A 24,092-nucleotide genomic window follows, 5' to 3' on the forward strand; every position below is an offset into this window, starting at 1 on the left:
AGCCTGAGGACTTTCTATAGAAGAAAGTCCTTTTCGCTTCATTTATTGCGCGCCTTGACCTTTAAGTTCACGCTGCACATCTAAGTCGTCAGCTTCTCTGCTGAACTTTGGCAGTGTAAAGAAGTAAAAAAGGAAAACGAGTAAAATAATAACGCCCATTCCGTAATAAATATAAGAAACATTTGTAATGAGTTTTGGAAATAGTACCGCAATCAAACCTAATGTCATGGATTGAGCAAACATGGTAAGTGGGTCAACCCAACCCGATACACGTCCCATCAAACGAGGGTGGACAATTCTCGGCAGCCAGCCGCCAATGACAATATTGACTGGTCCAATACATGTACCAATAACAAATGATGTGACATAGAACAACCATAGTGTGTGGGTGGAACCAAGTACGAAAATCAGAATGCCTGCAACCAAAATTGGAAGCGACATGAGATATTGCATCTTTACTTTTTTAGCAAGAATAGAGCCCATTAAGCTACCAACAAGTAGACCGGCACCAATTGCAATTGTAAAGAACGATGTATGCAGTTCAAAATGGTCCGGTGAAAGGCCATATTTCATTGTAAACATCGGAAGTACAGCAAATGCGCCATTGACTAGACCAAAAACAAAAAAGCCAAAAATTAAAGAAGCCAACAATTTATTTTTTATAATGTAAAGTATGCCTTCTTTAAAATCTTTTAGAGACGTTTTAATAGTCATGCCTCTCCAGCCTGCTTGTCCATTTGGCTGACGTGCTTCAATTGGAATGTTACATGAACGAATCAGGATGCCTGACACAATAAAACTGATCAAATCAATCGTAATGGCACCGTGGAGTCCAATCGTCTTATACATAATCGCACCGATTCCAACGCCAAATACCATGAATAAACTAAATAGCATTTGATTTAAGCCAGCGGCTTTTGCATATTGATCTTTATTTAAAATCGCCTGAACGAGAGAGGCTTCAGCTGGATAGAAGAACTTCGTAATGGCACTTCGAATAAACAAGATCAAGAAAATAAGTGGAAGTGAATTAAAATAAATAACAATAAATAAAACAATCGTCAGCCCAGCTCGTATCCAATCGCAATTCTCTGCGACTTTTTTACGATCAAAACGATCTGCTACGACACCGACCATAAAAAAGACAAAGATCGTTGGAAGTGAATACATGAGCTCTGCTAATGTGGCATAGGCGGGCTGATGACTAAAATGATCGAGCAAATAAAAGGCGAACGCCATATTGCCGACTGTTGTCCCCATTTGCGAAGCAAGTGCAGCAAAAAAGAGACGAACAAAATTTCTGTTTTTAAAAATATCCATAAATACGCTCCTTAACCTGAAGATCCCACTTTATATCATATAAAATTTTAAGCATTCATACAATTGATTTCTATTACTGGCTAATGGTCACAGGTGTTCCATTTGGAACGATTGAAGCAAGTTCGATGACATTCTGATTATACATACGAATGCATCCTCTAGACACAGCTTTACCAATTGAAGACGGGTTATTCGTACCGTGAATGCCGTAATGAACTTTCGAGAGGCTCAGCCAATAGGCGCCAAAGGGACCTCCTGGGTTTGGCTGTCTGTTCACAATATAATAAGAACCTGTCGGTGTCATATTTAAAATTCTTCCTGTTGCAATCGGATACGACCGAATCAGCTCTGATCCAGAAAACAAGACGAGACGTTTGCTTGAAATTGAAACAGATATGCGGTAAGGGATCGTATTTGGATCGGGCAGACCAGGAATGATGATGACCTCATTTTGTACCGGCTCTTGGCCTTGCAGTGAAGGGTTTGCAGCCTTTAAAGCATCTGTTGTTGTTCGAAAATCAAGCGCTATAGAAGTAAGCGTTTCTCCGCGTTTTACCGTATATCGCAGCACCAAAGGACACTCCTTTTGCTCAAATAAAAGAAGCCATGATATCCGTCACTTGCTATATATATGGACGGAATCAGGCTAAGGAAGGTTTCTCCTAACATATGTCATGAGAAAGATCTTTGATTATGTATATGCACAAGGAAGCGGTTTGGCTTCTGTCTAAATGCGAGAAGAGAGTGTGAAAAACGTTAATTCAGGTTTGGCTAAAAATCGAAGCGGCAGTCTTGTTGTCCCAAGTCCGCGGTTGACATAGATGCGGTGCTGATAACTTCCGTATAAACCTTCTACATATGTATGGCCGAAAGGTGCTGTGAGAATGGGTCCATAAAAAGGGAGCTGCACCTGACCGCCATGGGTATGTCCAGAAAGCTGCAAGTTAATAGGGATTGTATCCAGCTCCAATGCTGCATCAGGCTCATGTACGAGCAGCAAGGTAAATAAATCAGATGATACTTCTCGCTTTATCAGGTCATAATCCGGCACACTCATCATCAAGTCATCCATTGTCGCAATCTGAATATGTGCCCCTTCTTTTTCTAATGGAAACACATCATTTTTACATATTGTAAAGCCGCAATCTTCCATCGTTTTCTCATAAAGATCAATGCCAAATGGTCCGTAGTCATGATTACCGCATATCGCAAGCTTACCAAACGGGGCGTGGAGCTTAGTCAAATAGGCTTTCGCTTTTTCATGCTCTTCAATCGATGCTTGAAAATCAACGAGATCCCCTGTGAACACAATGAGGTCTGGAGATTCAGCGTTGATTTGCTGCACGACGGATTCTAATTCCTTTGAAGGAAATGTATCACTTAAATGAACATCACTAAATTGAGCAATTTTAAACTGATCAAATGAAGCTGGAAGCTGAGCATCCCGAATGGTCATTGACACAGTATCGATCATGCGTGGTTCGATGTATCTGGCATATCCATATCCACATGTTGTAGCTAAAAAACCGAGAATGCTCGCGCCAGCAGCTCCTTTTAAAAACTGTCTCCGAGAAAGTTGCTTCATATAAGACTCCTTTATAAATAAAATTAAGTATAGCATCATATTTAAAGAATCTCCCATATGGTGCATCTAGGGTCAATCATGATATGATAGGAAATAATGAATGAATAGTCATTCAAAACTACAAAGGGGGAGAACAATGACGAAACAAACAGTGATTGTCACAGGGGGATCAAGCGGAATGGGGAAGGCGATGGCTGTCCATTTGGCACACGAAGGCTGGAATGTCGTGATTACAGGAAGAACAGAAGAAACGTTAGAAAAGGTAGCAAATGAAATCAAACAAAATGGCGGCTCGATCGCTTACTTCCAAATGGATGTGCGAAACCCAGAGGATGCTGATCAAATGGTCAAATTTGCTGTAGATACATTTGGTGATGTGGACGCTCTGATTAACAATGCTGCAGGAAACTTTTTGGTTCCAGCAGAAAAACTATCTCCAAACGGCTGGAAGGCTGTCATTGATATTGTATTAAATGGAACATTTTTTTGCAGTCATGCAGTGGGCAATTACTGGATTCGTCAAAAGAAAAGGGGAAGTATGGTCAATATGGTGGCAACCTATGCATGGGGTGCTGGTGTAGGTGTGGCGCATTCAGCAGCAGCAAAGGCAGGCGTTTTATCCCTCACTCGAACGCTTGCAGTGGAGTGGGGAAAGCAATATCGAATTCGCGTCAATGCCATCGCGCCAGGTCCAATTGAGAGAACAGGCGGTGCGGATAAACTATGGGAATCGGAAGAAGCAGCGCAAAGAACATTAGATAGTGTTCCTCTTGGCAGACTTGGCACACCAGAGGAAATTGCAGAACTCGCAAGCTTTTTATTATCTGAACAAGCGTCTTATATAAATGGCGATTGTATCACAATGGATGGAGGACAATGGCTCAACCAATCCCCATTTTGAATGACGATGTAAGACCTGCTTTTGATGTGTTATAATCACACAAAGAGAGAAGCAGGTGATGAAAATGGTCGATCCATTGGATATTTTAACGAATATTGAAGATGTTTTCCCGCACTATCAAGCGATATTCAGTGCGGAAGAGCAAAAAGTGATAGGCTATGAGATTTTAGGAAGAATGAAGCTCGAGTCTGAAACAGTTAGCCTAGGCTCCTTCTTTACGGATTCATCTATTCCTGACGAATATAAAGTGGAAGTAGATCATAAAGTACTGACGCAAGCACTCGATCTTTTCACAAAAGAAGATGATGATTTGCTCATTTTTATTAATCATGATGCAAATATCTTGATGCTTGATCATGGTGAAAGCTTTTTGGAACTTTTGAAGGAATATGAAGCAAGGGGTATTCAGCTGAATCGATTTGTTATCGAATTTACAGAGCATACGTTTAGCGGCGATATTGAACAGCTTTACCATACGTTAACGTATTTTCGTACATATGGTATTAAAATCGCCATCTCGAATATCGGAAAAGAAAGCAGCAATCTTGATCGGATTGCTTTGCTCTCACCCGATCTATTAAAAATAGATTTACACGCATTAAAAGCATCGGCTCCTTCTCCTTCCTATGAATATGTTTTGTACAGCATTTCATTGCTTGCGAGAAAAATAGGGGCGGCTTTAATTTATGAAGACATTGAAGCAAATTTTCAGCTGCAGTATGCTTGGAGAAATGGCGGAAGATACTTTCAAGGGTTCTATCTTCATGAGCCTGCGGCGGAATTAATCGATCGCAATAAACGAAAAGATCAGCTGAGAGAAGAATTCCAGCAATTTATTGCCCATGAGAAAAAGAAACTTCAAACGGTCTACGAACATTCTGAAACATTTTATAAACGAATTCACCAAGCTGTCACGACCTTAAAAAAATCATGCAGTACAAATGATGAACTTATTCAAAAGCTGGCATTAGAATTAACGGATTGCAGCTTTCGGATTTATATGTGTAACGAAGAAGGCTTTCAAATCACTGGAAATGTGTTTAAAAAAGAAAGAGAATGGTTGTTTCAACCTGAATATATCGAGAAAAACTGGAGCTGGCGTCCTTATTTTCTAGCAAATATTCTCCAAATGAGAATGAGCGGGAAAGGATTTTTCAGTGATATTTACAGCGATTTAGAAACTGGTGAGAGGATACGTACGTTTTCTTACCCGTTAGAGGGAGATATGTATTTGTTTATAGATCTTCCGTATGCCTATTTATATGAGCAAGATGGATTAATTTAAAAGTACAGTGAGAAGATCTCATGAACAATTTGAGTAGCCTTTTAGGCTACTCAGCTTGTAGACAAAGTCTACAAGCTTTTTTGTATAATAAGGGTAATAACAATAATCTGTGGGGGATAAACATGTTATCGAAACGTGAAGAAGAAAGAAGAAATCAATTAGAAGTAGTGGCTTTAGATGAATTAGTGCCTGAAGATCATCTTGTGCGGAAAATTGAACAAGCAATCGATTTCGATTTCATTTATGATCTTGTCAAAGATCATTATAGTTCTGATAATGGTAGACCAAGTGTTGATCCTGTTGTTCTCATTAAGATGGTCTTAATCCAATATCTATTTGGCATTCGCTCCATGCGTCAAACCATTAAAGAAATTGAAACCAATGTGGCTTATCGTTGGTTTATTGGGTATGGATTTTCGGAGAAATTTCCGCACTTTTCTACCTTCGGTAAAAACTACGTGAGACGCTTCCACGATACAGATTTATTCGAACAAATTTTTTATCGAATCTTAAGAGAAGCGATGAAAAAAGGGCTCGTTGACCCGTCTATCGCCTTCATTGATTCGACTCATGTTAAAGCGAACGCCAATAAGAAAAAACTTGAAAAGAAAATCGTTCGAGTTGAGACAAGAAGTTATCAAAATCTGCTTCATGAAGAGATCAATATTGATCGTGAAGAACATGGAAAAAAGCCCTTACCCCTACAGAATAAAGAAGAAACAAAAGAAATCAAGGTCAGTACAACTGACCCAGAGAGTGGCTATTATGTAAAGGATGAACGTGAAAAGTCATTTGCTTATTCATTTCATACAGCTTGTGATTCAAAAGGATTTATTTTAGGCTCGCTGGTCACAGGCGGAAATGTTCATGATAGTCGTGTGTTGGATTCACTCGTATCAAAAGTGACAGAGAAAGTCGGAAAACCAAATGTAGTCGCAGTAGATGCTGGATATAAAACACCTTACATCGCTAAGTTTTTAATGGATCAAGAGATAAGACCTGTCATGCCCTACACTCGTCCAAGAACAAAAGCTGGTTATTTGAAAAAAAATGAATACGTATATGATGCATATTTTGATTGTTACATTTGCCCCAACGGGCAAATTCTCTCTTATCGTACAACGACTAGAGAAGGCTATAAGCAATATGCGTCCGATTCAGAAGTATGTAAGTCCTGCTCGTTTTTAGATAACTGTACCCAAAGTCAAAACCACACCAAACAAATTCATCGGCATATTTGGCAGGATTACCTAGATGAAGCAGACAATCTGAGACTCACTGAAATAAATAAGAGCATCTACGCAAAACGGAAAGAAACGATTGAACGCGTTTTTGCGGATGCAAAAGAAAAGCATGGTATGCGTTGGACGAAACTTCGTGGACTAAAAAAAGTTTCAATGCAAGCGATGCTTACTTTCGCTGCCATGAACCTTAAAAAGCTAGCTAACTGGACATGGAAAGTACCATGTCCAGCGTAAAACACATGATGTTTTTTCAAAAAATGTGAAAACCCCACTTTTACTTGAAGTAAAAGTGGGGTTTGTCTACGGTCTGAGTAGCCTTTTAGGCTACTTTTTTTGATTGAAAAAAAGAAATAAAAAATGGTTGACAACGAAACTGATAATCATTATCATTTAGTTATAGAGAGAAGCTACTCTCTGTTCCCCAACCCCTCTATCAGATCAAGATCCAAAAAACTTGGCGCTACCCCCGCCAAGTTTTTTTTGTGCTTTTCATCTTCGCCTCATGCATAGGACAGCCCAATCACTCCATACACCTTAAGTGATGACAGTTAGACGGTAGGAGGGACATCATGATCAAACGTGACAAGCGGCTGCTAATTGATTTGCCAAGACCAGATCATCCAGATGCAAATGGTGCTGCTGCTGTGCAAGAATTACTCGGCGGAAAATTCGGTGAAATGTCCACATTAAATAATTACATGTTCCAATCCTTTAACTTTAGAGGAAAACGAAAACTCAAACCGTTTTATGATCTCGTATCCAGTATTACGGCTGAAGAATTCGGTCATGTAGAACTTGTGACCACTGCTGTGAATCTCCTGATTACAGGGACCACCCATGGCGGAGATCCAGATACGACACCGATGAAAGCGGCTGTCGATAAACGAAATACACAGCATTTTATTCAAACGGCTCAAACAGGTTATCCGTTTGATTCCATGGCAAAACCTTGGACCGGAGAGAATGTGTTCTCAAGCGGCAACCTGATTCTTGACCTCCTTCATAATTTCTTCCTTGAATGCGGGGCTCGTACGCACAAAATGCGCGTATATGAAATGACAGATCATCCTACAGCAAGAGAGATGATCGGTTATTTACTTGTGCGGGGCGGTGTGCACGTTGTGGCATATGCAAAGGCGCTTGAAGTAGCCACAGGAGTAGATGTAGGGAAAATGCTCCCGATTCCAAACCTCGACAACAAATACTTTGATTCTGCGAGAAAATTTGAAGACCAAAATATTCATACAAAACTGTACACATTTAGTGATACGGATTACAAAGATATCAATAAAATTTGGAAGGGCAGCCATCCGATTGATGGAAAACCGCTCACAGTGATTGAGGGCACCCCGCAAGGAGCACCTGTGCCAGATTATAGAGAATTACCGGAAGAGTTTGCCCCAGGCATTTCCAAAGAGGATTTTGACGAAATTGCCAAACGTCTAATGAGATCTGCTGGTTTATAAAAACATGGTGCATGAGATCAGAAAAAAGACTCAAACTAAAAAAACAGATTCTTTTTCTTTTTTTGAATTCAAGAGGAAAAATATCATCTGAGAACACTTTATGGTATGATGCTTTGTAGGACTTGTGTATAATCAATACGGGTTCATCTTGAGTTGTTTTTTTGAAAGGAGTCTTTTTTTAGAATGTCACAATTAATGGGTATCATTACAAGGCTGCAAAGTCTTCAAGAGACAGCAGAAGCTGCAAACGAGCCGGCACAGCGTTATTTCGAAGTGAACGGTGAGAAAATCTGTAGTGTGAAGTATTTCGAAAAGAATCAAACGTTTGAATTGACTGTTTTTCAACAAGGGGATAAGCCAAACACTTTCCCATTTGACAACATTGATATGATTTCGATTGAGATTTTTGAGCTTTTACAATCCTAAGCTGAATCGTATGAAATGTTTTTTCTAAGGATTCCTTCGTTTATTTGCGGCAATATACATGTGTCATCATTGGCGCAGTGTACTAAGGGAAGATGATCATTCAGCGCATATTTCGGATAAGAGACCATGAAAAAGGAGTTCCTTTCTGTGAGTGATTCTTTTTATTACAATCTTTCTGAAGATCATTTAGCGTTTTCTGATGTCGTCATGAGAACGAAAGACTTTATTCGAAAAGACCCTAGATCCGTCTATGTGTTATCCATCGGTACGGACTCGCAGGTCAATCAAAATGTCACAAAATTTATGACTGCAATTCATCTCCACCGGATTGGCAAAGGGGCTTGGGGCTGCCTCACGCAACAAGTGATCGAGAGGCCCGTGCAAAGCCTTAGAGAAAAAATTTCATTAGAGACAGCGTTTAGCCAAAAGGTATGTGCAGACATCCTTGAGGGGCCTTTAACAGAACTGATGGATTTGCTTCTTCCGTTTGCTGAGGAAGGGGCAGACCTCCGTTTTGAAGCCCATTTAGATATTGGCAAAAAAGGAAGTACAAAAGAGCTGATCCAGGAAATGACCGGAATGATCACAGCTATGGGAATTGAAGCTAAAATAAAACCCGACTCATACGCAGCATTTTGCTATGCCAATCGATACACAAAATAAATTCCGTCATTTTTCTCCAAACCTTGTCGAAACGTGCGGTTGACGATTCGATTCTAGTTCCTTATTCTAGCTGTATAGAGAGGAAGCAGACATTCAAAAGCCTGCTAATCAATATAAAAGCATATATGAAACAGGGGGCCTGATGTTGGATGAGCGTCATCGAAAATCGTTTTAATGAAGAAGAGAAAAAGCTATTATTAAACGTATTGCTGAATCAGGAATATGCTGTCGAATTACTAAGCAGTGAGATCAATGATATAGAATGTGGAACAAAAAATGTCGATGACAATACGTATAAGCAATTGATCACATTGTATGACAGAGTAAGGTTTGAGAATTAATAATGATTTAACATTCTATTAGATACTCGGGAGCTGAGTATCTTTTTTATGCAGAAAAAAATCTTTCGACAAATTTCGTTTTAGTTTATGCTTAATGGTAAAGGGGAATGTATGATTGATGATTGAGAGAAAAGGGGTCGAAGAAACATGATAGAGATAGAACCAACTCAATTGCTTGAGTCAACAGTAGCTGAGCATATGATTGATGCAGATAAAGTGGCACATGTTCAAATTGGAAATAATCTTGAGCATGCTCTATTGGTCCTTACAAAAACAGGATATACAGCCATCCCGGTACTAGATCCTTCTTACCACCTGCATGGGTTAATTGGAACGAATATGATTATGGATAAGATATTTGGTTTAGAACGAATTGAATTCGAAAAACTGGACCAACTGAAGGTAGAAGAGGTTATGCTCACTGATATCCCTAGACTTAAAACGACAGATCCTGTGCTAAAAGGTGTTCACGCTGTAACGAATAATGGATTTGTTTGTGTCGTAAATGAGGAGCAAGTCTTTGAAGGAATATTTACACGACGTGTTGTATTAAAGCGCTTAAACGAAGTGATACATGCTGCGAAAAAATGAGCTGAAGCCCAGCTTATTTTTTTTGCCTTCATAAGCAAAAATTTATATAATGTCAATATGGAATAAGAAAAACTTATAGAGAGAAAGGGGACGCCCATGCAGCTTCAGGAGTTACATATGCTTGTTGTGCTAAGTGAAGAATTGAATATGAGAAAGGCTTCGGAGCGGCTCTTTGTCTCTCAGCCTGCGTTATCCCAAAGATTGCAGACGATCGAAAAAGAGTGGGGAACCAAAATCTTTTTTCGTTCTCAAAAAGGACTTACCGTAACTTCGGCAGGTGAACAGATCATTCAATTTGCAAAAGAAGTGACAGTTGAGCAAGATCGAGTGAGAGAACGAATTGATGAACTTGAAGGGGAAATTCACGGTACGCTAAAGCTTGCGGTTGCATCTATTATTGGGCAGCACTGGCTACCGAAAGTGTTAAAGCGATATGTCGAAAAATACCCAAATGCGAAGGTATCACTTGTGACCGGCTGGAGTAGTGAAATGCTCAAAAGCTTATACGAGGATCACGTACACATTGGGATCATTCGCGGAAACCCTGATTGGAAGGGAACTAAGGAATACTTGATGACAGATCATTTATATTTAGTCGATTCTGTTATCAAAGACGTGGATGAGTTAATCGAGACAGAACGCCCGTTTATTCAATTTAAAAGCGACAGCACGTATTATCAAGAAATTCAGCACTGGTGGCATCAAAAATTCAAAGTGTCTCCAAAGCAGACGATACTAGTGGATCAGATTGAGACGTGTAAACAAATGGCTTACCACGGCATCGGTTACGCTATTTTGCCTTCAGTAACCTTATACGACCATGAAAAAAGTGTTCATAAAACACCGCTTGTTGACGTGAATGGAGAGCAAATCGGACGTGACACATGGCTGCTAGGCTATGAAGCTTCTTTTCAATTAAAACAGGTGCAAGCATTTGTTGGTGTGGTCAAAGAAATGCTTGAAAGCGATGCGGTATAAGTACCTTCTTGGAAGAGAAAGGTGCTTTTTTTAGGTGAGTAATCATTTACTTAGATAGAGCGAATGATAGAGGAGACTACAATCTTATGAAAAACAATCAATTAATCAAAATCAACAAACCTGAATGGGGAGGTCGTTTGCGTGCGAGGTGGCGTGAACGTTTTGCTAGTCATCTTTCACTGAAAGAACAAAACGAGATATCAATAGATGCTTTTTTATGGCATTTATGCAGTTTTGAAATGGTTACATGTCTTGAAAAGGCTGAAGCGATAGACGCATTTCTTCAACAATCAAAGGGTAAATGTACAGTTTTTTATCAATTTGTGGACGATGCATATCTTTTCGAAAATGCAAGCTCTCTTTCAATCAATGATTTACCATATCAAACGAATCATATGGATTATAACGATATGTATGTGATGGATTGGAATGAAAAATGGACATTTGTAATGACACACGAAACGGATTGTGGTCCATATTTTATTCAGATAGAAGAAACGAACGAATGAGAAACCGATGATCTCTTCAATACGAAAAACCCGCCTTCCAATTGGAAAGAGCGGGTTTTTCATTGAGTGATAGAAATGATTAGTCAAAGCTTTTTCATGAAATCATTTGACAATGAAAATCATTATCATTTAAAGTGTACATATAATAATTGAAAATGATTATCATTTAGATGAGGTGACCAATAGATGAAAGCACTAATTGCATTTGCGAGTATGTCTGGTAATACAGAAGATATGGCAGCGATCATAAAACAAACACTAGAAGGAAAAGGGATCGATACAGAGATGTTGGAATTTGATGATACAAGCGCAGAGGACCTTTCTTCATACGATTATGTGTTCATCGGTTCTTATACATGGGGTGATGGTGATTTACCTTATGAAGCAGAGGATTTTTATGAAGAGGTTTCTGCGCTTGAACTAAGTGACATCAAAGCAGCTGTGTTCGGATCTGGAGATTACAGCTACCCGAAGTTTTGTGAGGCTGTCCATACATTTCATGACATGCTCAAATCAACTGGTGCATCTGTATTTCCTGAAACATTGAAAATGGAGCTTGCGCCTGATACAGATGAGGATGTGGCGTGCTGTCAGGAATTTGCGACAAGCTTTTTAACGTGGGCGGCGCTATCTGAGAAACGAGTTGAAAATCATGTTTCATAAAGGAGCGACGGCCGTTGCTGCATCTAAAAGCGGCGGGTACTTTGTTGCTGTAAAACGTGAAGGTATTTTTTACTACAATGTGGAGAGCGGGTGGCAGCAACTGTTTAAACTCAAGCATAAAATTCATGCCATCAGCTACATTGGACCTTATTTATTCGGTGTTGGTGAAAACGGTACAGTGATTAGATCTGGAGATGAAGGCTATACATGGGCGCTATCATCCTTTCCAACAAATGCAGTCGTTTGGTCTATTACAGGACGCAAAGACGGGTTTGTGTGTGCACATGGAAAACATAGTATTTATGTGTCAAATGATTTCGGGATTTCCTGGGAAATTATGAAGCCATTTGCTCATGTGAACCATCCGCCTGTTATTCGTTCTTTATGTGCTGCGGGTGATCATCTTTATATTGGCACTCAAATTCATGAGGTTCACGGAGGAATATGGGTGTATGACTTGGAGAGTGAACAGGTTTTCCTCCTAAACAGAGAGAAGCACCGGATGACAGCTTCTATGCTGCTCTGTCAGGAGCATCTGCTTGTTTGCGCATTGGGGTCAAAAAAAGGCAAAAAGGGATCTGTTCAAATTTTAGATTTACATACCAATATACTGCATGATATTCAATCACAAGCCTTTGCTAGAGAGGAATCATTTTTGGATGTGTCAGAGGATAATGGCATTGTGTATGTGACAACTTCACAAGACGAACACGGGTTTTCTAAAGTGTATCAGCTTGATATAGAGCAAAAAGAGCTCAAATGGTTTGATACGATTAAAGGACACGGTTTTCGTGTAGCCAATCAAAATGAAAACTTTTTCTGTGCTGGTTTATATGAAAGCAAGTTTGTAAGGCCATATGAGGAGCCGGCATTGATTCATTGATAAGGAGGAAGAAAAAGTGACAGAAAAGGTTTTACTAGTGTATGCCACAATGTCTGGGAATACAGAAGCGATGGCAGATCTAATTGAAAAAGGAATCACAGAAGCAGGGGCTGGCGTGGACCGTCATGAAGCGATGGATATTGATGCAGAGCTTCTCAATGATTACACGCACATTATGTTAGGAGCGTACACATGGGGGGATGGTGACCTTCCTGATGATTTTATTGATTTTTATGAAGAAATGGAAGAGCTTGATTTAACGGGAAAAGCATTTGCGGTATTCGGTTCCGGGGACACATCTTATGAGCATTTTTGCGGAGCTGTTGACCTAATCGAAGAAAAAGTGAAGGAACTTGGCGGTGACATTGTCCTGCCATCCGTCAAGATCGAGCTAAATCCAGAAGGAGACGAAGAAGAGAAATTGATTTCTTTTGGCAAACAATTTGTTCATGTGCACCAGCAGGAAGCGGGGTAATCAGTCCCGCTTGTTTTATTTTCCATTGAAGAGTCAACTCTTTCACTTGTCATTAAAACTCTCCTTTGGTACAGTAATGAAGTATAAATTAAGAGGAGGACATACATACATGAAACAAATGGACGCTAATGAAATTATTTCATTTATTCAAAATAGTACAAAATCAACACCTGTCAAAGTCTACATTAAAGGTGATTTAGAAGGTATTGAGTTTGGTGAACAGGCAAAAACGTTCATCACAGGAAACACTGGAGTTGTTTTCGGTGAGTGGAGCGACATTCAAGAAGCGCTAGAAACGAACAAAGACAAAATTGAAGATGTTGTTGTGGAAAATGATCGCCGCAACTCTGCCATCCCAATGTTAGATTTAAAGAACATTAAAGCACGTATTGAGCCAGGTGCGATTATTCGTGACCAAGTTGAAATCGGTGATAATGCAGTCATCATGATGGGGGCTTCTATTAATATCGGTTCTGTGATCGGCGAAGGAACAATGATTGACATGAACGTAGTGCTTGGCGGCCGTGCGACAGTAGGTAAGAACTGTCATATCGGTGCTGGATCTGTTCTTGCAGGTGTCATTGAGCCACCGTCTGCTAAGCCAGTTGTCGTAGAAGATGATGTTGTCATCGGTGCGAATGCTGTTGTTCTAGAAGGTGTGACAATTGGTAAAGGTGCAGTCGTAGCTGCAGGTGCGATCGTTGTGAACGATGTAGAACCTTACACAGTTGTAGCAGGTACACCTGCAAAGAAAATCAAAGACATTGATGAAAAAACAAAAGGTAAAACAGAAATTAAACAAGAACTGCGTCAGCTTTAATTCATAATTCGCAGCTGAAGACATAGACGTGGATGATATATCCACGTCTTATTCGTATAGAGGAAAGGAAGCGAGTTCACTTGTTAAATCGTGAGCAATTGATATCCATTCGAAGAGATTTACATCAAATCCCTGAGCTTGGTTTTAAAGAATTCAAAACACAAGCGTATCTCATCAAGCATCTTGATGCTTATTCAAAAGATCGCATTGAATTGGAAACATGGCGAACTGGACTTTTTGTTAAAGTAAAGGGAACAAATCCTGAGCGAGTATTTGCGTATCGAGCAGATATGGACGGTCTGTCTATTCCCGAGGATACAGGGTATCCATTTCAATCAGTACATGAAGGGAAGATGCATGCGTGTGGACATGATCTTCATATGACCATTGCACTTGGGATCATTGATCATTTCGTTCATGAGCCAATTAAAGAAGATCTATTATTTATGTTCCAGCCGGCAGAAGAAGGTCCGGGCGGAGCTGAACCGATGCTGACAAGTGATGTGCTGAAAAAATGGACGCCAGATTTTATTACAGCACTGCATATTGCACCTGAATATCCTGTCGGAACGATAGCCACAAAGCCAGGGCTGCTTTTTGCCAATACGAGTGAGCTTGTGATTGATCTTGAAGGAAAAGGTGGACACGCTGCTTACCCTCATTTAGCGAATGATATGGTTGTGGCTGCGAGTGCACTTGTAGGTCAACTGCAATCGGTTATTTCTCGTAATGTGGATCCTCTTGATAGTGCCGTCATTACGATTGGCACGATTACCGGGGGAACGGCTCAAAATATCATTGCGCAGCACGCAAAGCTTGATGGCACCATTCGTACACTTTCACCAGAATCTATGGAAAAAGTGAGAAAGCGAATTGAAGCACTAGCAAAAGGGATTGAAATTGGCTACGAATGTAAGGCAACCGTGCGATACCCTTCATCTTATTACGAAGTGGATAATTCAAAGGAACTGACAGAAGAATTTATGTCTTATGTTGCTGAAGAAGGACTTGCGAATGTGGTTGAATGCAGAGAGGCCATGACAGGAGAAGATTTTGGTTACATGCTGAAAAAATACCCTGGATTCATGTTTTGGTTAGGGGTCGATTCAGAATATGGTCTGCATCATGCAAAACTTATGCCTGATGAAAAAGCGATAGAAACAGCAGTAAATGTTATGACGGCTTATTTCAAAAAGCAAGCAGGTGAATGAATAAACAAGCTGCCTCCTGTACACCTTATGAACAGGAGGTGTTCTTGATTATGACAAGAATTGGTGTAGAACCATCTTTATCTGATGTAGAAGAACTACTGAAGCAAAAAGGATATGACGTCGTACGTATTCAAAATGAACAGCAAATGGATCAGTGTGACTGCTATGTCGTCACAGGACTAGATTCAAATGTTCTTGGCATTTCAGACACAACGACAAAGGCATCTGTGATTACCGCGTCTGGTATGACGGCTGATGAAATTTGTCAAGAAGTAGAACAGCGTGTTCAATAAAACAAACAATAAAAAGAACCGGTAGATTATCGTCCCGGTTCTTTTTGCTCTTTTTCTATATCGAGTACTTCTTTCATTTTTTTGCGCAGGATTCGTTCTACTCGCCATTGCTCCATTGTTTCGGTTTTTGCAATGATGCGCAGTACGAGGGAAGAGGAACCGAACGCCTCCACGCCGACAACTTGAGGCCCTTCGATAATTTGAGGAATGTCTTCCCGCACTTCATCACACGCCGCTTGAAGGGCAGTGATCATTTGATCCACATTCTCTTCTGGAGATAGCTCGATATCAACGAGTGCCTGCATAGTGCCTCTTGAATGGTTGCTCACGTTCAATATGCTTCGATTTGGAATAAAATGAAGGGTGCCGTCAAAGCTTCTAAGCTGCGTGGTTCTAAGTCCAATTTGTTCTACGATCCCATCAAATCCAGCAACTGTTATATATTCTCCCACATCGAATTGTTTCTCTAACAGGATAAAAAAACCTGTCACAATATCACTCACTAGACCTTGAGCGCCAAAGCCGATCGCAAGCCCCACAACCCCTGCACCAGCTAGCAAAGCGGTCGGATTATAATGAAATAAGTCGAGGATCATGACGACTAGAATAAAAATCAATATGTAGGCGAAAATATTCAACGTAAGACTTTGCAGCGTCTGAGCCCTTGATAAAGAGACATCATGCTTTTCAGAGAATGTGGAGTAGGCACGCTTAATCATCTTATTTCCGATGGCTCTGATGATAAAGTAAATCGCGAAAATAGCGATTAGTTTTAGCAAAATCATACTGCTATTGAGGATAATGGAAACCCAATCTACTTGTTCAAATGCTTTCATGATCTTCAAAACCTTTCTATGTATGCTCTAATAGAGAAGCTAATCATTTGTTCCCTTCTGCAAGACATGTTAAACTTTTGTTAAGTGGAGCAAGAGATTGTGACAAGTCGTTAATTAAATTTATTATTAATTAATATTGACTAAAAACCGCTTAAGTATTATAATTATAATTGTGAAGTTATTAACTAAATGAGAATTTCAACTTTTGATTCTCATTTTATATACAGCTTAGAAGTCTGTATAAAGATATTATTTTTGGAGGGATTTACATATGGCAGAGCGTTTTGTAGGAAAACAAGCTCCACGTTTTGAAATGGAAGCAGTACTTGCTAACAAGGAATTTGGTAAAGTGAGTCTAGAAGAAAACATGAAGAATGACAAATGGACAGTTCTTTTCTTCTATCCAATGGATTTCACATTTGTTTGTCCAACTGAAATTACAGCAATGAGCGATCGTTATGATGAGTTCGAAGATTTAGATGCTGAAATTATTGGTGTATCTACTGATACAATCCATACGCATCTTGCTTGGGTCAACACAGACCGTAAAGACAATGGTCTAGGTGAATTGAAATATCCGCTAGCTGCTGATACAAACCACACAGTATCTAGAGAATACGGCGTTTTAATTGAAGAAGAAGGAATTGCACTTCGCGGTCTATTCATTATCAACCCAGAAGGCGAACTTCAATATCAAACAGTATTCCACAACAATATCGGTCGTGATGTAGATGAGACATTACGTGTTCTTCAAGCATTACAAACTGGTGGACTTTGCCCAGCGAACTGGAAGCCTGGTCAAAAAACACTTTAATTGATAGCTGAAGAAACAGGAGGGTCTAACTGATGTTAGACCTTTTTGTTTCGACACATACAATGGATGGAGGCGCTTCATAATGAAATTACGTCAACCAATGCCAGAACTAACTGGTGCAAAAGAATGGTTAAATGGAGAAGTAACAAAAGAAGATCTAATTGGTGAGAAACCAACATTGATTCATTTCTGGTCAGTCAGCTGTCATCTTTGTAAAGAGGCAATGCCTCAAGTCAATCAATTCCGTGATGAATACAAGGATCAATTAAACGTGATAGCCGTTCATATGCCGCGATCAGAGGATGACTTAGATCTGGATAAGATCAAGGAAGTTGCGAATGAGCATGAAATCACGCAGCCAATTTTTGTGGATAGTGATCATAAATTAACAGAAGCCTTTGAAAATGAATATGTACCAGCATATTATGTATTTGATAAAACAGGTGCTCTGCGTCACTTCCAAGCTGGCGGAAGCGGGATGAAGATGCTTGAGAAACGTGTCAATCGAGTGCTTTCAGAGTCTGAAAAGGCTGCAGAATAGGCCTTCCCCCATCATTGGGGGTTTTTTCATGGACAAAAATAGGCGACCTATTGCACGGAATGGACTTGTTCTTCTTAAGAAAAGAGAAATTGAGGGAGTTTATTAAAAAATATTCCTGAAACAAAAAGGCGTAAAGACCTATTTACATTTTTGTTTTGAAATGAAAATGTAAAGATTTTAACTTTTTACTATTCAGAACGTTTTTGCACAAAAGAAATTTCAGTTTGGTAAATAACGATGTAAATCAAGTAGTATAAGTGTTTATTCAAATTTTTTACAATATTTTAAGGTTTGTCAAAAGCCTTTAGTGGCAATGAAATGGATGCCGATTGTTCCTCTTTGGCAAAATTTTAGTTGAAAATACCTATCTGATAACAAACTGTAAAATGATAAAAAAATAGTTGATAAAATTAGTTTTCTAATCTAATATTTACTATAGAATATTTTTTATATGATGAGGGGGAAATCCATTGTTTAATGAGAGGGAAGCGTTACGATTACGATTGGAACAATTAAACGAGGCAGAAGTAAAGGTCATCCGTGAATATCAAATTGAGCGAGATGCGATTTATGCAAAATTAAGAGAATTAGACCGTCAAGGAACAGGTCTAGTGTCAGATACAAAAAAAGAAGTGCGTACAGAAAGAAAAACGGATTCACTGCCTGTATTAGCTGAGCTGGCTGCACAGGAAATGAGAAGTTACCAGCCGCCTGCACAATCACAATCTAATTCTGCATCATCTTTAGGAACAGGGCAGCTAAACGGTGCACCTGTAGGTATTCCTGAAGGATCTACAAGACGTAGAAGAGGCACAGCCCGCCCTGGTTCAAAGGCAGCTAAACTTCGTGAAGCTGCAATTAAAACGTTAAAGCGTCATAATGCGGCGATTAAAAGCTCTGAACTTCAAAAAGAAATTGAAAAAGAGAGCGGTCTTGAAATTCCAAATATGACAACGTTTATGCAAAGCTTAATTAAAATGTATCCTGAAGTGAAAAAGCCATATCGCGGACAGTATATTCTAGAAGGCGATATTCAAACAGAAGACGAATAAATAAAAAAGAAACTGCTGACGTCAAGCCAGCAGTTTTTTTATTGCGAGAATTACTTTTTTTGATCAACCGTATAGACAATTCTTCGTTCCTTTGGCAGGTGGTCACGCTGTTTTTTGAAGCCATCAATCTTCACTGTCATGATTTCTCCATTTTGCTGCACCGCATCAACTTGTGCTTGGAGCGTTTGAACTTGTTCGTTCAGCTTTTTCAAGATAGGTTCGATTTCTTCCGTTGTTTGCAGGAGGGTTTCTCGCGAGAATGGCTGTGAATTTGTTTGGGCTGACTGATCAATATCAGCAAAATGAGATGCGATCCATTCCTCGCTTTCGGCTAACTGCTTTTGATAGCTGATGAGCGTTTCATAAAAAATCGCTTCCTTTGCTTTTTCGATTTGCAGTAATTTCTCTTGTGTTTCATAAAAACGCTCTTGCAGGTGTTTAACGCCTTCTTGTAATAGATGAAGCTCTGCGTTTTTATCACTTAATGTTTGCTGCAGTTTCTCAATCACAGCGGATAAAGTATTTCCTTTTTTCTCCTCTTTTGCAAGCCGTTTATCTTGATCCTGCATCCGTTCATTTAATTGTTGAGAGATTTCCTTATATTTAATGACTTTTAAATGCAATCGGTGTTTTTCTTCCGTTTCTTTCCTTCTATGAAAGGTTTCTTTTTGGAGCATTTCATGAAGCAGGACTATTTTATGTAACAATTCAGATTTGCTGTAGGAAAGATCCTGTATTTTTGAGGCCGTATGATCTTGATCAATGGTCATTTCATCCAATTGTTGCTTTAATTGCGTGTAATCCTTTTTCATCTCATGATATTCTTGAGTTAACTTCTTATTTTTAGAATACGTATATGAGGATTGTAAATCAGAGATCATTTGTTGATATTTTGCTGCTTCCGCTTTTAAGTACAAATTCTCTTGAGATAGATCATGGAATAGGGGAGAAGCAGGACGCCTGTTCATCGATAGACCCTCCTTATTCATGTTATCAATAAAGTATGCGAGATGAGAGTGATTAGAACAACCATATCAAAGGAGGGAGAGCGGATGGACGTAGTCAATGTCATTTTAGCTGGAGGAGCATCGAGACGTTTTGGAGAGCCAAAGGCAAGTTATATGTATCAAGGAAAACCACTATATGAGCATGTGAAAAAACAGCTTTTGAAAGGACAGACGGTCATCATCAGCCATCCATCACTTCTGACCTTTTTTAAAGAAAGAGGTGAACGAGATGTGTGGTTAGATGATGAGCAGGTACGCGGATACGGGCCGCTTGCCGGTATGTATACGGCGATGCAAAAGAAAGAAGCAGCATGGTATTTAGTAACGGCATGTGACATGCCTTTCATACGGAGGGAGACCGCCGAAGCATTATCGTCCTATTGTAGCGAGCACGTAGACGCAATGATCCCGCTTGTTCAGGGCAGATTACAGCCTTTATTTGCGCTTTATCACCACCGCTGTCTGCTGACCATTGATGCGTGTTTAAAAGAGAACCAATTAGCCATGAAAGATTTAATACAAAGGCTAAAGGTTCGTATCGTCTCAGAGGAGGAACTGAACGCAACGCCAAACGAATTTCGAAATATCAATAAAAGAAACGATTTACCTGAAAACGGTATGATATGATACATAAAAATGGTGAGGAGAGAACAGCATTGAATGATCGATATTCAAGACAAATCTTGTTCCCTCCGGTTGGGGAAAAGGGTCAGCGTGCGCTTGCTGACAGTCATGTTCTAATTGTTGGAGCGGGTGCACTTGGAACGGCCTCAGCAGAAGGGCTTGTCCGGTCTGGAATCGGCACGTTAACGATAGTTGATCGTGATTATGTAGAGTTTTCAAATTTACAGCGGCAGCAGCTTTACACAGAACATGATGCAAAGGCACATGTGCCAAAAGCAGCTGCGGCAAAAAAACGTCTCCAAGAGATCAATCATGAAGTAACCATAGATGCCCTAATTGAAGATGCAGGTGTTGAGCTGTTAAGACCGTTATTTCAAAACGCAAATATAGTCATTGATGCGACGGATAATTTTGAGACGAGAATGATCATGAATGATTTATCGCAGGAAACGAAGACGCCCTGGATATATGGCGCTTGTGTAAGCAGTCAGGGGATGTATATGACCGTTTTGCCGGATAAAACGCCGTGTTTATCGTGTGTCTTTACAGAAATGCCTGTTGGCGGCTTGACGTGTGATACAGCGGGGATTATTTCTCCAGCAGTTCAGATGGTTTCTGCTTATCAGCAAACAGAGGCGCTAAAATATTTAACAGGACATGAAGATCAAATCGAACGGAAATTTGTCACATTTGATCTTTGGCAGGCGACCTCGTTTAAAATGGATTTGTCTCATACTAAGCAGAAGGACTGTCCATCTTGCGGCAAAGATAGAACCTATCCTTATTTACACGAGCAACGTAAAAAAACGACGATTCTATGCGGGCGGGATACCGTACAAGTTGTATCTAAGGATTTAGCTAACCTATCATTTCAGCATGTGAAAGAACGGCTGTCATCTATTTGTGAGATGGAAGTGAATGACTTCTTAATCCATGTCCGCTATGAGTCATATCGTATTGTCATTTTCAAAGGTGGACGTGCATTAATTCATGGGACAAATGATGAAAAAGCAGCCAATTCATTACTAGCAAAACTGCTAGGGATATAGGAGTGAAGTGTGATGGAAAGACGTCAGCCAATTCCAGTACAAGAAGCCATTCAGAAAGTCCATCAATATGAAAAGGATGGACAAGTAGAATGGGTGCCTTTAAGAAATAGCCTTGAAAGGTTCATTGCAGAAGATATTTTGGCAGATCATGATGTTCCTGCATTTGATCGTTCCCCGTATGATGGTTTTGCACTTAGGGCAGAGGATACAAAAGAAGCGTCAAGCGAGCATCCGGTTGAATTTGAGGTCATTGATCATATTGGAGCAGGAGTGGTCTCAGCAAAAACCATCGGTTCCTTCCAAGCCATCCGTATCATGACAGGAGCAAAAATCCCGAATGGAGCAAATGTCGTCATCATGCTTGAGCTGACTAAAACCTTTGAAAAAGATGGAAAATCATATATGTCACTTAAAAGACCGCTGAAAAAAGGGGACAATATTTCTCGTCAAGGAGAAGAGGTACTTGAAGGGAATGTGATGCTCAAAAAAGGAACCAAAGTTACTCCGGGCGTGACAGCCCTATTGGCTACATTTGGATATGCGGTCGTCCCAGTGGTCAAAAAGCCAGTGATTGGCATCATCTCAACAGGTACAGAGCTTCTTCAAGTGAGTGATGCGATGGTGGATGGGAAGATTAGAAACAGTAACCTTAGTATGGTTTATGCCCAGATCCTCGAAGCTGGGGGTGAGCCGCTTGATTTAGGTGGTGTGTCCGATGATTTTGACAAAAGCTATCAAGCAGTCAAAGCAGCCTTAGAGAAGGTAGACTTCTTAATCACAACAGGCGGAGTTTCAGTAGGTGATTTTGACTTTCTCCCCGCAATTTATGAAAAACTGGGAGCTGAAGTACTATTTAATAAAGTGGCCATGAGACCCGGAAGTGTGACGACGGTTGCTGCAATGCCAAATGGTCAACTGCTGTTTGGCCTGTCAGGAAATCCTGCTGCCTGTTTTGTTGGCTTTGAATTATTTGTGAAACCGATGATCTATAAATGGTCTTTGAAGAAACAGCCGTTCCCTGATTTTGCTGAGGCGAAGCTGACACACGATTTTCCAAAAGCCAATCCGTTCACTCGATTTGTCAGAGCAGCACTTCAATTCACGGGCAGTCAGCTCAGTGTGACCCCAACAGGTCTTGATAAATCAAGTGCCGTCACCTCAATTGCAGAGGCTAACTGCTTCATCGTGCTGCCAGGTGGAACAAGAGGTTTTAAGGCCGGTGATCAGGTACATGTTCTGCTGTTTCAGCACGAAGGTGAGGGTTCCCTATGCTGGATGACACATTAAGTATATTACAGGTGGTCGGTTATCAAAACAGCGGAAAGACGTCGTTAATTGAAAAGATCTGTCAGCTAGCTGTACTTGATGGGCTGAAGCTAGGCTGCTTTAAACACCATGGACATGGCGGTAAACCAGATCGTCTTTTGAAAGAAAAAGACACCGATCGATATGTCGGGGCGGGTGCATTTGCCGCTGGCGTGGAAGGGGAGGGTGAATTTCACTTTTCGATGCAGCACATCACGTTAAAGCAATTGCTCAGCATGTGTCAGCATCTTCCATTAGACGCAGTCTTGATAGAAGGGTATAAACAGGCACCATACCGCAAAATCATTTGTGTGAAGAATGAAGAGGAGCTTATTGATCTTTCAACCCTTTCCAATATAGAAGCAGCTATTTATTTTTCTCAAGAGTTTCAGTTAGCCGAAAATTATTCTTTTCCAGTGTTTTCAGCCTTTGAAAAGGATGCGAATACATTTTGTTATAACTTATTGAAGGGAGGCGGCTCTTTTTGAGTGAACTGTTTAAAATAACAAAAGTGCCGATTGATGTGAATGAATTGATTCAGCACGTGACAAGTCGGAATGCAGGGGCCATTACGACATTTATCGGGACGGTCAGAGAGTGGACAAAAGGTAAGAAAACGCTGCGCTTAACTTATGAAGCATACATACCAATGGCCGAAAGCATGCTAAGTCAAATTGGACAGGAAATCAAGAAACGGTGGCCTGATACTGAAGCGGCGATTGTGCACCGGATCGGGACACTTGATATAACGGATATTGCTGTTGCGATAGCCGTTTCATCTCCTCATAGGAAGGCTGCATACGAAGCGAACGAATATGCCATTGAGCGAATTAAGGAAATCGTGCCGATTTGGAAAAAAGAATATTGGGAAGACGGGGAAGCCTGGATAGGTGATCAGCTTGAAACAGTTTCATATCCTGAGGGTAAACCTAACGATCTTCAACTAGCAAAGAAAGAAGGTGATGAGCTTGATTAGTGTATTATTGTTCGCCGGCCTTGCTGAGAAGGCCGGTAAACAACAAATCATCATTCAAAAAGATCAAACAACGGTTGATGAGATTAAATTAGAATTACAGGAGGTATATGGTGTTGATGCTGCACAAAACGTGATGGTTGCAGTCAACGAACGATATACGAGGGGAAACGCTGAAGTGCGTAGCGGGGACACTGTTGCATTCATTCCTCCTGTAAGTGGTGGATAATAGATATT

30 protein-coding genes are annotated in these 24,092 nt (G+C 40.2%); 25 read left to right on the plus strand and 5 right to left on the minus strand.

All coding sequences use genetic code 11. From position 1 onward, the window contains the following. Positions 1 to 42 precede the first annotated feature (42 nt). The 3 genes from NKR21_RS07540 to NKR21_RS07550 all read right to left on the minus strand — a co-directional run bounded on the left by NKR21_RS07540 (position 43) and on the right by NKR21_RS07550 (position 2,905). Complete coding sequence (locus NKR21_RS07540; RefSeq protein ID WP_041815467.1) at positions 43 to 1,320, minus strand: MFS transporter; 1,278 nt, start codon at positions 1,318 to 1,320, stop codon at positions 43 to 45. Positions 1,321 to 1,393: 73 nt separating this feature from the next. Continuing rightward, entirely contained in the window at positions 1,394 to 1,891 is a 498-nt protein-coding gene (locus tag NKR21_RS07545; protein ID WP_144458574.1) for a L,D-transpeptidase family protein, read from the minus strand. Between the two features lie 156 nt (positions 1,892 to 2,047). Further along, complete coding sequence (locus NKR21_RS07550; RefSeq protein ID WP_012009779.1) at positions 2,048 to 2,905, minus strand: metallophosphoesterase; 858 nt, start codon at positions 2,903 to 2,905, stop codon at positions 2,048 to 2,050. A 136-nt stretch (positions 2,906 to 3,041) separates the two neighbouring features. Between NKR21_RS07550 and fadH the strand changes: the two genes are divergently transcribed. The 16 genes from fadH (at position 3,042) to NKR21_RS07630 (ending at position 15,654) form a co-directional block, all read left to right on the plus strand. Continuing rightward, positions 3,042 to 3,806: a 2,4-dienoyl-CoA reductase gene (gene fadH / locus NKR21_RS07555; RefSeq protein ID WP_012009780.1), complete on the plus strand. Its 765-nt coding sequence runs from the start codon at positions 3,042 to 3,044 to the stop codon at positions 3,804 to 3,806. Between the two features lie 64 nt (positions 3,807 to 3,870). Continuing rightward, on the plus strand, positions 3,871 to 5,091 hold the full coding sequence (locus tag NKR21_RS07560; RefSeq protein ID WP_144458573.1) for an EAL domain-containing protein: 1,221 nt from the start codon (positions 3,871 to 3,873) through the stop codon (positions 5,089 to 5,091). 122 nt (positions 5,092 to 5,213) lie between these two features. After that, entirely contained in the window at positions 5,214 to 6,569 is a 1,356-nt protein-coding gene (locus tag NKR21_RS07565; protein ID WP_253602500.1) for an IS1182-like element ISBpu1 family transposase, read from the plus strand. Positions 6,570 to 6,904: 335 nt separating this feature from the next. Continuing rightward, positions 6,905 to 7,801 carry a manganese catalase family protein gene (locus NKR21_RS07570; protein ID WP_144455887.1) on the plus strand — a complete coding sequence of 299 codons (897 nt, stop codon included), beginning with the start codon at positions 6,905 to 6,907 and terminating at the stop codon, positions 7,799 to 7,801. 183 nt (positions 7,802 to 7,984) lie between these two features. After that, the gene (locus NKR21_RS07575) at positions 7,985 to 8,227 is read left to right on the plus strand and encodes a YkuJ family protein (RefSeq protein WP_003212254.1); all 243 of its coding nucleotides are present in this window, start codon (positions 7,985 to 7,987) and stop codon (positions 8,225 to 8,227) included. Between the two features lie 147 nt (positions 8,228 to 8,374). Further along, positions 8,375 to 8,890, plus strand: a complete 516-nt coding sequence (locus NKR21_RS07580) for a ribonuclease H-like YkuK family protein (RefSeq protein WP_144455889.1) — start codon at positions 8,375 to 8,377, stop codon at positions 8,888 to 8,890. A gap of 149 nt (positions 8,891 to 9,039) precedes the next feature. Then, complete coding sequence (abbA, locus tag NKR21_RS07585) at positions 9,040 to 9,231, plus strand: antirepressor AbbA (protein ID WP_003210802.1); 192 nt, start codon at positions 9,040 to 9,042, stop codon at positions 9,229 to 9,231. Between the two features lie 147 nt (positions 9,232 to 9,378). Then, positions 9,379 to 9,822 (plus strand): cyclic-di-AMP-binding protein CbpB, encoded by a 444-nt coding sequence (cbpB, locus tag NKR21_RS07590; protein WP_003210874.1) that lies wholly within the window; start codon positions 9,379 to 9,381, stop codon positions 9,820 to 9,822. Between the two features lie 96 nt (positions 9,823 to 9,918). After that, positions 9,919 to 10,800, plus strand: coding sequence for a transcriptional regulator CcpC (locus NKR21_RS07595; protein WP_003211236.1), 882 nt, complete (start codon positions 9,919 to 9,921; stop codon positions 10,798 to 10,800). A gap of 86 nt (positions 10,801 to 10,886) precedes the next feature. After that, complete coding sequence (locus NKR21_RS07600) at positions 10,887 to 11,309, plus strand: DUF4275 family protein (RefSeq protein ID WP_144455891.1); 423 nt, start codon at positions 10,887 to 10,889, stop codon at positions 11,307 to 11,309. Between the two features lie 186 nt (positions 11,310 to 11,495). Continuing rightward, positions 11,496 to 11,972, plus strand: a complete 477-nt coding sequence (locus NKR21_RS07605; RefSeq protein WP_012009785.1) for a flavodoxin — start codon at positions 11,496 to 11,498, stop codon at positions 11,970 to 11,972. Beyond that, complete coding sequence (locus tag NKR21_RS07610; RefSeq protein ID WP_119124784.1) at positions 11,962 to 12,855, plus strand: WD40/YVTN/BNR-like repeat-containing protein; 894 nt, start codon at positions 11,962 to 11,964, stop codon at positions 12,853 to 12,855. Before NKR21_RS07605 ends, NKR21_RS07610 begins: the two co-directional genes overlap by 11 nt. A gap of 16 nt (positions 12,856 to 12,871) precedes the next feature. Next, complete coding sequence (locus NKR21_RS07615; protein WP_119124785.1) at positions 12,872 to 13,330, plus strand: flavodoxin; 459 nt, start codon at positions 12,872 to 12,874, stop codon at positions 13,328 to 13,330. 109 nt (positions 13,331 to 13,439) lie between these two features. Next, positions 13,440 to 14,150: a 2,3,4,5-tetrahydropyridine-2,6-dicarboxylate N-acetyltransferase gene (gene dapD / locus NKR21_RS07620; protein ID WP_012009788.1), complete on the plus strand. Its 711-nt coding sequence runs from the start codon at positions 13,440 to 13,442 to the stop codon at positions 14,148 to 14,150. A gap of 32 nt (positions 14,151 to 14,182) precedes the next feature. Then, on the plus strand, positions 14,183 to 15,361 hold the full coding sequence (locus tag NKR21_RS07625) for an N-acetyldiaminopimelate deacetylase (RefSeq protein ID WP_144455893.1): 1,179 nt from the start codon (positions 14,183 to 14,185) through the stop codon (positions 15,359 to 15,361). 50 nt (positions 15,362 to 15,411) lie between these two features. After that, positions 15,412 to 15,654: a YkuS family protein gene (locus NKR21_RS07630; protein ID WP_003211408.1), complete on the plus strand. Its 243-nt coding sequence runs from the start codon at positions 15,412 to 15,414 to the stop codon at positions 15,652 to 15,654. A 26-nt stretch (positions 15,655 to 15,680) separates the two neighbouring features. On the opposite strand, the gene NKR21_RS07635 is transcribed toward NKR21_RS07630, so the two are convergent. Continuing rightward, complete coding sequence (locus tag NKR21_RS07635) at positions 15,681 to 16,490, minus strand: mechanosensitive ion channel family protein (RefSeq protein ID WP_088003924.1); 810 nt, start codon at positions 16,488 to 16,490, stop codon at positions 15,681 to 15,683. Positions 16,491 to 16,761: 271 nt separating this feature from the next. Here NKR21_RS07635 and ahpA point away from each other — a divergent pair, with 271 nt between their 5' ends. From ahpA to rok, 3 genes are all read left to right on the plus strand, one after another. Continuing rightward, complete coding sequence (gene ahpA, locus NKR21_RS07640; protein WP_144455895.1) at positions 16,762 to 17,304, plus strand: biofilm-specific peroxidase AhpA; 543 nt, start codon at positions 16,762 to 16,764, stop codon at positions 17,302 to 17,304. An 82-nt stretch (positions 17,305 to 17,386) separates the two neighbouring features. Continuing rightward, positions 17,387 to 17,845: a TlpA family protein disulfide reductase gene (locus NKR21_RS07645; protein ID WP_012009791.1), complete on the plus strand. Its 459-nt coding sequence runs from the start codon at positions 17,387 to 17,389 to the stop codon at positions 17,843 to 17,845. Between the two features lie 470 nt (positions 17,846 to 18,315). Beyond that, positions 18,316 to 18,897, plus strand: coding sequence for a transcriptional regulator Rok (gene rok / locus NKR21_RS07650; RefSeq protein WP_012009792.1), 582 nt, complete (start codon positions 18,316 to 18,318; stop codon positions 18,895 to 18,897). 50 nt (positions 18,898 to 18,947) lie between these two features. On the opposite strand, the gene NKR21_RS07655 is transcribed toward rok, so the two are convergent. Next, a complete protein-coding gene (locus tag NKR21_RS07655) occupies positions 18,948 to 19,865 on the minus strand; it encodes a coiled-coil domain-containing protein (protein WP_012009793.1) in 918 nt (305 codons plus the stop codon). 84 nt (positions 19,866 to 19,949) lie between these two features. Between NKR21_RS07655 and NKR21_RS07660 the strand changes: the two genes are divergently transcribed. The 6 genes from NKR21_RS07660 to moaD are packed head-to-tail and all read left to right on the plus strand — an operon-like array spanning position 19,950 to position 24,084. Then, positions 19,950 to 20,531 (plus strand): molybdenum cofactor guanylyltransferase, encoded by a 582-nt coding sequence (locus NKR21_RS07660; protein ID WP_144455897.1) that lies wholly within the window; start codon positions 19,950 to 19,952, stop codon positions 20,529 to 20,531. Positions 20,532 to 20,560: 29 nt separating this feature from the next. Next, a complete protein-coding gene (locus NKR21_RS07665) occupies positions 20,561 to 21,577 on the plus strand; it encodes a thiazole biosynthesis adenylyltransferase ThiF (RefSeq protein WP_144455899.1) in 1,017 nt (338 codons plus the stop codon). A gap of 9 nt (positions 21,578 to 21,586) precedes the next feature. Continuing rightward, a complete protein-coding gene (locus NKR21_RS07670; RefSeq protein WP_186299630.1) occupies positions 21,587 to 22,864 on the plus strand; it encodes a molybdopterin molybdotransferase MoeA in 1,278 nt (425 codons plus the stop codon). After that, complete coding sequence (mobB, locus tag NKR21_RS07675; protein ID WP_144455903.1) at positions 22,846 to 23,370, plus strand: molybdopterin-guanine dinucleotide biosynthesis protein B; 525 nt, start codon at positions 22,846 to 22,848, stop codon at positions 23,368 to 23,370. The genes NKR21_RS07670 and mobB overlap by 19 nt, the downstream gene beginning before the upstream one ends. Next, positions 23,367 to 23,858, plus strand: coding sequence for a molybdenum cofactor biosynthesis protein MoaE (locus NKR21_RS07680; RefSeq protein ID WP_144455905.1), 492 nt, complete (start codon positions 23,367 to 23,369; stop codon positions 23,856 to 23,858). The genes mobB and NKR21_RS07680 overlap by 4 nt, the downstream gene beginning before the upstream one ends. Then, complete coding sequence (gene moaD / locus NKR21_RS07685; protein WP_044142043.1) at positions 23,851 to 24,084, plus strand: molybdopterin converting factor subunit 1; 234 nt, start codon at positions 23,851 to 23,853, stop codon at positions 24,082 to 24,084. Before NKR21_RS07680 ends, moaD begins: the two co-directional genes overlap by 8 nt. The last annotated feature ends 8 nt before the right edge of the window (positions 24,085 to 24,092 follow it).

This window comes from Bacillus sp. 1735sda2, from assembly GCF_024159245.1.
GTDB classification, from domain to species: Bacteria; Bacillota; Bacilli; order Bacillales; family Bacillaceae; genus Bacillus; species Bacillus pumilus_O.